The organism is Streptomyces sp. NPDC089799 (assembly GCF_040684755.1).
GTDB lineage: Bacteria > Actinomycetota > Actinomycetes > Streptomycetales > Streptomycetaceae > Streptomyces.
In genome coordinates, this window is record NZ_JBFBGR010000002.1 from 271,497 (window position 1) to 282,997 (window position 11,501).

At 72.3% G+C, this 11,501-nt stretch carries 9 protein-coding genes and 3 riboswitches; of the genes, 6 read left to right on the plus strand and 3 right to left on the minus strand.

The features are described from left to right. Positions 1-27 precede the first annotated feature (27 nt). Entirely contained in the window at positions 28-942 is a 915-nt protein-coding gene (locus tag AB0O36_RS02905) for a cobalamin-binding protein (protein WP_365103132.1), read from the plus strand. 9 nt (positions 943-951) lie between these two features. On the opposite strand, the gene AB0O36_RS02910 is transcribed toward AB0O36_RS02905, so the two are convergent. After that, a complete protein-coding gene (locus AB0O36_RS02910) occupies positions 952-2,355 on the minus strand; it encodes a short-chain fatty acyl-CoA regulator family protein (protein ID WP_365103134.1) in 1,404 nt (467 codons plus the stop codon). Between the two features lie 418 nt (positions 2,356-2,773). On the opposite strand from AB0O36_RS02910, the gene aceA reads away from it, so the two are divergent. Both aceA and AB0O36_RS02920 read left to right on the plus strand, forming a co-directional pair. Beyond that, positions 2,774-4,063, plus strand: coding sequence for an isocitrate lyase (gene aceA / locus AB0O36_RS02915; protein ID WP_365103137.1), 1,290 nt, complete (start codon positions 2,774-2,776; stop codon positions 4,061-4,063). A 36-nt stretch (positions 4,064-4,099) separates the two neighbouring features. Further along, complete coding sequence (locus tag AB0O36_RS02920) at positions 4,100-4,249, plus strand: hypothetical protein (protein WP_365103140.1); 150 nt, start codon at positions 4,100-4,102, stop codon at positions 4,247-4,249. 133 nt (positions 4,250-4,382) lie between these two features. Here the strand turns inward: AB0O36_RS02920 and AB0O36_RS02925 are convergent, their stop codons facing one another. Further along, positions 4,383-4,679: a hypothetical protein gene (locus tag AB0O36_RS02925; protein ID WP_365103142.1), complete on the minus strand. Its 297-nt coding sequence runs from the start codon at positions 4,677-4,679 to the stop codon at positions 4,383-4,385. A gap of 245 nt (positions 4,680-4,924) precedes the next feature. Next, a riboswitch (cobalamin riboswitch) is annotated at positions 4,925-5,071 on the plus strand. A 139-nt stretch (positions 5,072-5,210) separates the two neighbouring features. Here AB0O36_RS02925 and AB0O36_RS02930 point away from each other — a divergent pair. Further along, positions 5,211-5,705 (plus strand): DUF4430 domain-containing protein, encoded by a 495-nt coding sequence (locus AB0O36_RS02930; RefSeq protein ID WP_365103145.1) that lies wholly within the window; start codon positions 5,211-5,213, stop codon positions 5,703-5,705. Positions 5,706-5,767: 62 nt separating this feature from the next. Here AB0O36_RS02930 and AB0O36_RS02935 read toward each other — a convergent pair whose 3' ends face one another. Beyond that, positions 5,768-7,180: a prenyltransferase/squalene oxidase repeat-containing protein gene (locus tag AB0O36_RS02935; RefSeq protein ID WP_365103148.1), complete on the minus strand. Its 1,413-nt coding sequence runs from the start codon at positions 7,178-7,180 to the stop codon at positions 5,768-5,770. A gap of 130 nt (positions 7,181-7,310) precedes the next feature. After that, positions 7,311-7,385, minus strand: a riboswitch (cobalamin riboswitch). A gap of 116 nt (positions 7,386-7,501) precedes the next feature. After that, positions 7,502-7,624: riboswitch (cobalamin riboswitch) on the plus strand. A gap of 168 nt (positions 7,625-7,792) precedes the next feature. Between AB0O36_RS02935 and AB0O36_RS02940 the strand changes: the two genes are divergently transcribed. Together AB0O36_RS02940 and AB0O36_RS02945 are read left to right on the plus strand one after the other, a co-directional pair. Then, positions 7,793-10,540 (plus strand): prenyltransferase/squalene oxidase repeat-containing protein, encoded by a 2,748-nt coding sequence (locus AB0O36_RS02940; protein WP_365103274.1) that lies wholly within the window; start codon positions 7,793-7,795, stop codon positions 10,538-10,540. 53 nt (positions 10,541-10,593) lie between these two features. Beyond that, positions 10,594-11,496: a hypothetical protein gene (locus tag AB0O36_RS02945; RefSeq protein WP_365103276.1), complete on the plus strand. Its 903-nt coding sequence runs from the start codon at positions 10,594-10,596 to the stop codon at positions 11,494-11,496. Positions 11,497-11,501: the final 5 nt, after the last annotated feature.

Genomic DNA, 11,501 nt, shown 5'->3' on the forward strand with positions numbered 1-11,501 from the left:
CTTCGGCCGCGCGCCTACAGTCGGAGCATGCGCATCGTCTCCCTGCTTCCGGCGGCCACGGACATCGTGGCGGACCTCGGACTGGCCGCCGACCTGGTCGGACGCACCCACGAATGCGACTGGCCGCCCGCCGCCGTCGCCTCCGTGCCCGTCGTGACCCGCGCCGAATTCGCCGCGGACGACCTCAGCAGCCGGGAGATCTCCGAGGCGGTCGGCGGGGCCGCCCACTCCGGCTCCTCGCTCTACACCCTGGACACGGAGGCGCTCGCCGCGCTCGCACCGGACGTCCTGCTCACCCAGGACCTGTGCGACGTCTGCGCGGTGTCCTACGAAGGCGTCTCCCGCGCGGTGCGCGTCATGGACACCGGTCCCCGGGTCCTCAGCCTGGAGCCCAAGACCCTCGACGACGTGCTCGACTGCCTGGTCACCGTAGGGGACCTGCTCGGGGTGCGGGGGCGGGCCGAGCAGCGGCGCACCGAACTGCGCGGCCGGCTCGACGAGGTCCGCCGGCTCACCCGGGGCAGGGCCAGGCCCCGGGTCGTCGCCATCGAGTGGCTCGACCCGCTGTGGCCGGCCGGCCACTGGGTACCGGAACAGATCGGCGCGGCCGGCGGGGAACCGCTGCTGGCCGAGCCCGGCGAGCACACCAGGCCGATGACCTGGGAGGCGGTCCGTGAGGCCCGCCCGGACGTGGTGCTCGTCCTGCCCTGCGGGTTCCCGCCCGAACGGACCATGGCGGAGATCGACCTGCTCACTGCCCTGCCGGGCTGGCAGGAGCTGCCCGCCGTGAGGGCCGGTGAGGTGTGGGTGCTGGACGGCCCGGCGTACTTCAACCGACCGGGTCCCCGCGTGGTCCGCGGCGCCGAGGTGCTCGCCCACGTGCTCCACGGAGTGCGGGCGGGAGACCCGGTGACCGAGGCGGAGGCCCGGCGGCTGGGCTGAGCCGGATCCTCAGTCGCGGCCCCGAGCCACGGGGTAGGGGATGAACGTGCTGCTGTTCTCGTCGACGGTCAGGGCCCGGCCCAGGGGCGGGACGGCGCGCTGGGGGCAGTCGAGGCGTTCGCAGAGCCGGCACCCCATGCCGATGGGGGTGGCGGCGGAGGTGTTGTCGAGGTCGAGGCCGTCGGAGTAGACGAGCCGGTGCGCGTGCCGGAGCTCGCAGCCGAGCCCGATGGCGAAGGTCTTGCCGGGTTCGCCCCAGCCGCCGCGGTGACGGGTGACGGCGCGCGCTGTCCACAGGTACCGCTGCCCGTCGGGCATGGCGGCGACCTGGACATGGATCCGGCTCGGCGCGGCGAAGGCCTCGTAGACGTTCCACAGCGGGCAGGTGCCGCCCGCGCGGGAGAAGTGGAACCCGGTGGCGGACTGCCGCTTCGACATGTTCCCGGCCCGGTCGACCCGGACGAAGGAGAACGGGACCCCGCGCAGCCTGGGGCGTTGCAGGGTGCTCAGGCGGTGGCAGACGGTCTCGTAGCCGAGGCCGAAGTGGTCGGTGAGGCGTTCGATGTCGTAGCGGAACTCCTCGGCCGCCGTGTGGAAGGCGCCGTACGGGAGGATCAGCGCGGCGGCGAAGTAGTTGGCGATGCCGATGCGGGCCAGGCCGTGCGCGGGGGAGCCGGCCTGGAAGTCCTCGGTGGCGAGCCGGTCCAGCTCGTCGCCGTACTCGAGCAGGGCGAGCTGGGTGGCCATGCGGAACGCCTGCTGGCCGGGGCGGAGCCGGCCGGACAGGTGCAGGACCCGTGTCCCTTCGTCGTAGTGGTGCAGCCGGTCGGAGTCCGGGGCGAGCCGGATCCCGTGGTGCCCGGTGAGACGGTTCGACAGCACCCGGACGACCTCTCCCGGGCGGACGCCGAGGTCCCGGGCGAGGGTTTCGGCGGCGAGGTCGGTGTCGTGGAGGTAGTTCTGGCGCCGGTGGAAGAACTCGCGGATCTCCTCGTGCGGTGAACGGGGCGCGGCCGTGCCCCCGTCCCTGCCGTCCGCGGTGTCCGCCAGCCGCTCCGCCAGGAGTTGGCTGCGCCGGCCCAGGTCCAGCAGGACGGAGGCCACCGCAGGCATCCGGGTGGCGAGCTCGGCCAGGTCCGAGGGAGAGACCCGGGCCTCGGCGACCTCGTTCGCCAGAGCCTCGCGCAGGTCCGCGACAAGACGGCTGGTGTCACGTTCCGAGAAGAAGCCGGGGTCCACGCCGAACGCCTCGGTCAGCCGCAGCAGGACCGGCACGGTGAGGGGCCGGGAGTCGTGCTCCATCTGATTCAGGTAGCTGGGGGAGATGGCCAGGACGCGGGCCAGTTCGGCCTGGCTCATCCGGCGCTCCTCGCGCAGCCGCCGCAGCCGTGCACCTGCGTACGTCTTGCCCACCGGGCCTCCTTCGGCCTCCTTCGGCCTCCTTCGGCCTCCTTGGGCCTCCTTGGGCCCCATCCGGCCTCAGATTACGCATGGTCCTGTCGCTGTGAACCCTTCGCAAGCTTGGCAAATACGCCGCAGAAGATTCGCAGAAGTTGGCAGACGTACCTCATTGCTGGCACTGCGTGCCGCTGTCAAAGTCTGTTGTGCGGCCCGCCGGTCCCTGACGGCCAGGCAGACAGGCTGGGACCGACTCGCGCCCTGACGTTGGGAATCCGGCTAGTCCAGCGAGGCTGACCTGCAGCATTGCTCAGCTCCACCCCAGGTGGGGCCGGCGGCCCGCAACCTTAGATCAAGGCACGCAGTGCCAGCATCCTGTCGCAAGCGTCGGGAGGTTGGCAGACCACGCGAACCCATGGAGACGGTGACGGTCATGGCAGACACCCACACGACGAAGGCGGCGGCCGGGCGGCTCAAGCAGCGGTGGGCCGACGACCCGCGATGGGCGGGTGTCGAGCGCACCCACACCGCCGAGGATGTCGTCCGGCTCTCCGGCAGCGTCCGTGAGGAGCACACCCTCGCCCGTCGCGGCGCCGAGCGGTTGTGGCGGCAGCTCCACGACCTCGACTACGTCCACGCCCTGGGCGCGCTGACCGGCGGCCAGGCCGTCCAGCAGGTCCGCGCCGGCCTCCAGGCGATCTACCTGTCCGGCTGGCAGGTCGCCGCCGACGCCAACCAGGCCGGACACACCTACCCCGACCAGTCCCTGTACCCGGTCAACTCGGTGCCGCAGGTGGTGCGCCGGATCAACAACGCCCTGCTGCGCGCCGATCAGATCGCCACGGCCGAGGGCGGCTCGGACCCGACGGACTGGCTCGCGCCGATCGTCGCGGACGCCGAGGCCGGCTTCGGCGGTCCGCTGAACGCCTTCGAGCTGACGAAGGCGATGATCGCGGCGGGAGCAGCCGGTATCCACTACGAGGACCAGCTCGCCTCCGAGAAGAAGTGTGGCCACCTCGGCGGCAAGGTCCTCGTCCCCACCTCCCAGCACATCCGCACCCTGAACGCGGCCCGCCTCGCCGCCGACATCGCGGACACCCCCACCCTGATCATCGCCCGTACCGACGCCCTCGCCGCGAACCTGCTGACCAGCGACGTCGACGAGCGCGACGCGCAGTTCGTCACCGGCGAGCGGACCGCAGAGGGGTTCCACCGCGTCCGGAACGGCATGGCACCCGTCATCGCCCGCGGCCTCGCCTACGCCCCGTACGCCGATCTCATCTGGGTCGAGACCGGCACCCCGGACCTCTCCCAGGCCCGCGAGTTCGCCGAGGCGATCCACGCGCAGTACCCGGATCAGATGCTCGCCTACAACTGCTCGCCGTCCTTCAACTGGAAGGCGGCCCTGGACGACGACCGGATCGCCACGTTCCAGAAGGAGCTGGGTGCCATGGGGTACAAGTTCCAGTTCATCACGCTGGCCGGCTTCCACTCCCTCAACCACGGCATGTTCGACCTCGCCCGCGGCTACGCCGAACACGGCATGACTGCCTACGTCGACCTCCAGGAACGCGAGTTCGCCGCCCAGCGGCACGGGTTCACCGCCGTCAAGCACCAGCGCGAGGTCGGCACCGGCTACTTCGACCTGGTCTCCACCGCAGTCAACCCCGCCTCCTCCACCACCGCCCTCACCGGCTCCACCGAGGAAGAGCAGTTCCACTAGGACGCCCCACCCCCTGTCCCCTCGTCAGGACACCGCATGACCACCACCGCAACCACGCACCGGGTCCGGCTCCTTGCGGCACCCGGCGACCGCCACGACGAGATCCTCACGGCGGGCCCTCGACTTCATCGGCTGCCGGGCCGCAAGACGGGCCGGGGGTTCCCCACCTACGACCGGGACTGCTGAGGGCCCGGTGCCGCGGCCGGGCCGAGGGTCCCGGCGGCGTGTGGTGGAAGGGGGCGCGGCGGAGTGGTGTCCGCCGCGCCCCTTTCCCGGCATGCCCGGATGGTCCCGAAGATTTGTGCAGCCGCCTTGAGGCTCAGGTGCCGGAGTTGTCGACGAGACCCACGATGTCGAGGAATTCGATTGTGGGCGGGACGCCATAGATTCCTGTCACCTTTTCGGTGATCTCCTCCGTGAAGAAAGAGCGGGCTTTCTCCTCGTCATCCCACACGTAGAAGTTCCTCGCCCGAACGCCGTCTTCGTCGAGCATGAAGCTCTTGAGGCGCAGGCCGGCCATGCCTTCGAACGGTCCGCGGAGTTCGTCGGCAATCTTTGCCAGGGTTGAACGATCGAACTTGTCGGTCTGTGTGAAAGTCACGAGCACGCCGATCATCGGGCTTCCAATCGATTGGGTGAGCAGCGGTCGGTCGAGTGATGCTAGCGGCGGATCCTAGTACGCACCGCCGGAAATTCCGGCCGTTGGGGCGCGAGTCGGAAATGCGGCTCTGCGTCGGCGATGCCGACCGGGAGCGCGTCGGGGTTTGCGCGCATCTCGGTCACCATCCGCCTTGGTGCGGCCGAGTCGCACAGCTCCCCTGCCGCGTAAGGCACTTGGCCGCGGAGGGGGCGCACCGTACGATGCCACTGCCCGGCTGCGGCCGGCCACAACCGAATGGCTGTGCGATCGGGGGAAGCCGGTGGGAATCCGGCGCTGACCTGCAACCGTGTGCGGTGCGCTGACCTGCGCCGCGAGTCGGGATGCCCGCCGCGCGGCAGCATCCGCTTCCACTGTCACGGTCTGCAGAGCGAAGCCCGGTACCGCCGGAACACCACGTCAGCGCGTCGCTCGTACGCCTGCCGCCGGTGGGTCGCGCCGGTCGCGGGAGCCGCATCGGCCGACCGGACCGGTCAGAAAGGCCACCCCATGCGCCTGAGCCCCGCCCGCCGCGCCGCCGTCACCACGGCCGCCCTGGGACTCGCCCTCACCGGCCTCACCGCCGTCCCGGCCGTCGCCCACGCCAAGCCGGTCAACACCAATGCCCCGGTCAAGGTCAACCTCACCGTGCAGGGCCCCGACGGGCAGCTGTTCAAGGGGAAGATCACCACCAAGGGCCACGACGTGACCACCGGCACCGGCGGCACCCACAAGTGCGACGGCACCAACGGCGGCGCCAACCCGAGCAAGGTCCCCACCCCGACCGCCGCCCTGGACGACGCCGCCCGGCTGAACTACTTCGCCTGGGACGGCACCTGGTACGCCTCGTTCGACGACTTCTCCGTCGACACCATCAAGGGTGTCAGCGGCGGCGGCTCGGCCTACTGGAACATATCCGTCAACGGCACGCCCACCCCGGTGGGCGGCTGCCAGTTCAAGCTGAACGCGGGCGACCAGGTGTCGTTCGTCTGGACGTCCTTCTGATCCGATCCGATCCGGTGTACTGCGGGCGGGGGCGCGATGCGCACCCCCGCCCGTCACACGCCTCAGAGACCCCAGCGCAGCGCGATGGTGTCGCCCACGTTGATCACCTTGCCGCGGGCGGCGCCTGCGAAGGCGGAGCCGTCCACGCTCACCTTCCAGGTGTTCGAGCCGCTGTTGGCCTTGCCGTTGACGGCGGTGACGGTGCCGGTGCCGGAGGACGGCGTCACGCCGGTGACACAGCCGCCCGGTGTGGCCGCCGTGGCCGCCGCGTTCAGGACGTCGCCGAGGGTGGTGGTCGTGCCGGTCGGGGTGAAGGAGACCGAGCAGACCTTCAGGCTGCCGGCACCGTCGTCGACGGTGAGGGCCAGCTTGGTGGCCGTGCCCGAGGTGAACGTCGACTGGGCCGCCCACTTCGGTGCGCCCGGGGTGACCGGGGCGGGCGGGGCGGAGGTGAAGCCGCCGCCGGCGACCGCGCGCAGCGAGTCGATCGAGGCGTAGGCAGTGGGGCCGGTGTCGGCCGGCTTGTACTTGAAGCCGCCGCCGGGGTTGTACTGGTTGGCGATGAGGAAGTCGATCGGGGTTTTGCCGGCGGTGGTGAGGAAATCGCCGGTCTGGGGGTTGATGCCGCAGGCGTTGAGCCCGGCGACGGCCCAGCCGTTGGAGCTGGTGTTGACGCCGTACATCGAGTTGAAGGCGCCCGAGGTGGTGACGAGCTTGCTCTTGAGGAAGTTCTTCGCCTGGACGACGTCGGTGTCGGTGTTCGGGACGCCGGAGGTGCACAGGGCGGCCATCGCGGCGCCGGTCATGTCGATGTCGCCGGGGGCGGCCAGGGCGGTCGGGTTGCCCTCGGCCTTGCCGTACTGCCAGCCGCCGTCGTTGTGCTGGTTGGCTCGGATACGGGCGGTGAGTGCGTCGGTGAGGGCCTGCGGTATGCGGGGGCCACCGGACTGGGTCTTGGCGCCGCCGAGGGCGAGGGCGGCGAAGACGGTGCCGTTGAAGTTGGCCGAGGGGCCGAAGTAGCCGGGCTCGGCGGTCTGCCAGTAGGAGTAGGTGTTCGCGATCAGGTTGCGGGAGGCGGAGACCCGGGCCGGATCGATGCCGGCCGCGTACGCGTTCAGGGTGCCGCGCTCGTAGTCGGTGACGACCGGGGAGGCCGAGGGCCAGCCGGACGTGGACAGCAGGTTCCGGTAGACGGTCCGTGCGTTCTTCGTGGTGTCCCCGCCCGGGGCGACGTCCACGACTGCGGTACCCGCCGCGGCGAAAGCGCTCAAGGCCCACTCGTTGGACAGTCCGGAACCGGCATAGGAACCGTCAGCGGCCTGAAGGGACTTGAGGTACGCCACACCGTTCGTCTTCGACGTGGCGATCTGGGCGGGCGTCGACGTGGCCGCGGCGGGCAGGACGGTGAGGGCGAACGCGCCCAGTGCGGCCGGCGCCGCGAGCGCGAGGCGGCGGGAGGTGAGGGAACGGTTCATGACCTGCTCCTGAGATCGGCGGACGCCGGCCGACCTCGCCAGGGGACCGTGCGCGGACCGCGGCACGACCTGGGGAAGGGGCCGCCGTCCGGGACGCGTGGTACGGCTTCCTGATGCTTCGTCACCGCACGGGCATTCGGGCTCGGCACGGCGTCCGCCGTGCCACACCGCTGCGCGTCAGCCCCGGATTCTCACCGGATTCCCCCGTGTGGCGCCCAGGACGCTACCCCAGTGATCAAGGGTCCGCCAGCGTGACGGCAAGTGCCCCGCCCCGGCGGCCGGATGAGACGCATCCCACCTTGACGGCCTACTCGCCGCCGTGTTCCATGACGGCTGACAAGTACTCAGCCCCAGGGGAAGCCGGTCGAATTCCGGCGCTGACCCGCAACCGTAGGCCCGGCACCGTCCCGGGCGAGCCGGATTGCCTGTGGCCGTGTCATGGAACGAAGAGCGCCGTCGCGGACTACGGCGTGGTCGTCAACGCCCCTGCGGACGTCGCGCACGGGGCGTCTCGCCACGTACCCCGTCCGCCCGGCACCGACGAGGGGGCCGCGGGTGGAAACCGAACAGCAGGCAGGCCGGCCAACGACCGCCGGACAGCGGCTGCTGTCCATGACGGCGGCGGTGCTGCTCGTCTGCGGTGTGACCGTCGCCTTCCTCGCACCGTCCACGACGGCGACGGCCGATCCGGTGAAGGAATGCACGGCCACGGTCGGCGCGATCGTGGCCGTCGACTTCGGCCCGTTCGGCGGCAAGGTCGAGCGCGGCTGCGACACGACGCCGACGACCGGCTACGACCTGCTCCACGAAGCCGGGTTCACCACCACCGGCACGGTCCACGACGGCCCCGCCTTCATCTGCCGGATCGGCTACGGCTCATTCGACTCCGGTACGCAGTACCCGACGCCGGACAAGGAGCCCTGCCGGCTCACCCCGCAGGCATCCGCCTACTGGTCCTACTGGACCGCTTCTCCCGGCCAGACGGCCTGGACCTACAGCCCGCTTGGCGCCATGGCTCGTACCCCCGAGCCCGGTGACGTCGACGCCTGGGTCTTCGGCGGCACGGACGTCGGCGGCAGCACCGGCAAGCCGACCTTCTCCCCGGACGACGTCCGCGCCGGCGGCGGACCCTCGCCCAAGCCCACCGACACGGGCGGGCCCGTCCTCCCGCCCGGCGCGGTCGACGTCCCCGCGGCCACCCGCTGGCTCACCGGACGGCTCGACGACGGCGAACGCGTCGTCGACGAAGGCTCCGAAACCCCCAACCACACCCTGACCGCCGAGACCGCCCTCGCCCTGGCCGCCGCCGACCCGAAGAGCCCGGCAGCCGCGAAGGCAGCCGCCTTCCTGGCCCGGCCCGAGCACACCGACGCGTACGCCTACCCGTCCGGCAGGGACCGGGCACCGGAGGCGGCGGCCGCGGCCCGGCTCGCCCTCGTGGCCGAGGCCACGGGCGGCAACCCCCGCACCGTCGGCGGCCACGACCTGCTCGGCGACCTCGCCAAGTACGTCTGCACCAGCGGATCGGACGCCCCCGCGCCCGTACCCGGCTGCACCGTCAAGGGCGACTTCCCCACCACCTCGGGTCAGGCCGAGGGACAGGCCCTGGCCGTGATCGCCCTGCTCGGCGGCGACCTCCGCCCGCCCGCCGACGCCGTGGCCCGCCTCACCGACATGCAGTGCCAGGACGGCGGCTTCACCAGCGTGCTCATCCGCCGCGGCGACGGCTGCGACAGCGAGCCCGGAGCCACCGGCCTCGCCGCCCTCGCCCTCCAGCGGGCCGGCGCCCACGAGGCGGAGGTGACCAAGGCCCGCGACTTCCTGAAGAAGGCCCAGCTCGCGGACGGTGGCCTGCCCGCCGCCGCGTACGGCACGGTGGGCAGCGCCTACGCCACCGGCTTCGCCGCCCAGGCCCTGCGCCACCTGGGCGAGACCGGCCGGGCGGACGCGGCCGTCTCCTGGCTGTCCAAGCAGCAACTGCCCAGCGGTGCCTTCGCCTTCGAGGCCGGAGGCGCCGACCCGCTGCTGTTCGCCACCGTCCCCGCCGTCATCGCCGGGGCCAAGAGCGACCTGGTCACCCTGACCACCGGGAAGCCCCAGCCCTCGCCCTCCCCGACCGGTCCCACCACCGGTCCCACCACCGGGCCGACCACCGGGCCGACGCCCCGTCCGGAGGGCGGCCCGGACCTCAGGAAGGGTTCGGCCTACCTCACCGACCGGACACGGCTCCTCCAGGGCCACTACTACGAGAGCACCGCCGGCACCGGCTTCGCCGACTTCGGCCTGACCATCGACGGCGCGTACGCCCTGGCCGCCACCGGCGCCGACAACGCGGCCCTGCGCGGCATCGTCGACTTCCTCGACCACGGCGGCAAGGACGGCACCGGCCGCACCCTCGCCTCGTGGACCAACATCGGCACCAAGTACGCGGGCGGCGGCTCCCTCGGCAAGGCGGCACTGCTGGCAGAGGCCGTCGGCCGCGACCCCCGCACCTTCGGCGGCCAGGACCTGATCGCCGCGCTCGCCAAGGCCGTCTGCCCGGCCAAGTCCCCGGCGCCCGACCGCTCCTGCGCCGACAAGGGTGCCTACACGAACGCCACCTCCGTCTTCTCCCAGTCCCTGGGCGTCATTGCCCAGATCAGGGCGGGGGAGACCGCCGCCGCGGCCGAGCCCGTCGCGTACCTCAAGAGCTTCCAGAAGCCGTCGGGTGCCTGGGTCAGCCTCGTCGGCGAGCCGAGCGGTGAGGAGGTGGACTCCACCGCCATCGCCGCGATGGCCCTCGACCTCCTGCCCGACCAGCAGTCCCAGGCGGCCGTCGACAAGGCCCTCGCCTGGCTCGCGGCCCAGCAGAAGCCCGACGGCGGCTTCCCCGGAGCCTCCGGCAACTCGGTCAACTCCGCCGCACTGGCCGTCCAGGGCCTCTCCCTCGACAGCACCACGTACAAGGCGCAGATCACCAAGGCCCTGGCCTTCCTCACCTCCCAGCAGAACGGCGACGGCGGCTTCGACATCGCCAAGGACGCCCAGCCCGGCTCCGACCTGCGCGCCTCCACCCAGGCCGTCGGAGGCGCCACCGGCATCTCCTTCGGCACCCTCACCCGCAGCCTCGACGGCACCACCCCACAGCCCACTCCCACCGGGTCGGCCCAGCCCTCCGGCACGCCCACCACCCCGAGGATCGTCACCCCCGGTGAGAACGGCGGCGGATCCGGCGGCAGTGGCGGAGGGGGCGGGGGGCTCGCCCACACCGGTACGCAGGTGATCGGCATCGCCGGGGCGGCCGTACTCCTCACGCTCCTCGGCTACGGCTTCGTACGCGCTGCCCGTACCCGCCGCACGGCCAAGGGGGTTCACCGGTGACCGGCCGCCTCGCACGCGTCGTCGGCAACCTCGCGGCGGCCGTCGGATTGGCCATGGCCTCGTTGACAGCCGCCACCTCGCAGGCCGCAGCAGCACCGCAGCCCATGGGCCGGTGCACCACCTCGGCGGGCGTGGTCCTCGCGGTCGACTTCAGCCACTGGGGCGGGCCCGTCTACCGTTCCTGCGGTACGACGCCCACCACCGGCCACGAGCTCCTCAACCAGGGCGGGTGGGCCACCACCGGCACCGGCCACGACGGCCCCGCCTTCATCTGCCGCATCGGCTACAGCGGCCACCAAGGCGGCAGGCAGTACCCGACCCCGGCGCAGGACGACTGCGTCCTCACTCCGCCGGCCTCGGCGTACTGGTCGTACTGGCACGCCGATCCCGGGCAGAACTCCTGGACCTACAGCCGGCTCGGCGCCATGCTCCACAAGCCCAAGCCGGGCAGCGTGGACCTGTGGATCTTCGGCGGCACGAACATCGAGGGCACGGAGGGCAAGCCCACCGTCACCCCCGACCAGCTGCGCGCCCACAACACCAGGCCCACCGGCGGCAGCGAGCCCCAGCCCAAGGACACCCGGACCGCCACGCCGGTCCCGCCCGGCACCAACACCGGGCCGAAGCCCGAACAGCCGGCTCCGGCGCCCGGGCAGCCCACGACGGCCCCGTCGCCGTCGATCTCGGCCCCCGGCTCCGGCTCCAGCCCCAGCCCCAGCCCCAGCCCCAGCGCTTCGGCCACCCCGTCCGCCGACACCTCCGCCTCCTCCCCTCCGTCCGGCGCCGCCGCTGCGGCAGCGCCGGGCAACGGCCCCGAGGTCGTCGACGCGGCCCCCGCCGCGGACGCCGGCCACGACGCCGGCTCGTACCTGCCCGCCGTCGCCACCGGCGCCCTGGTCCTGCTGATCGGCGGGGCAGCCGCCTACGCGGCCAAGCGCCGCCGCCGTACCGAGTAGCCCGC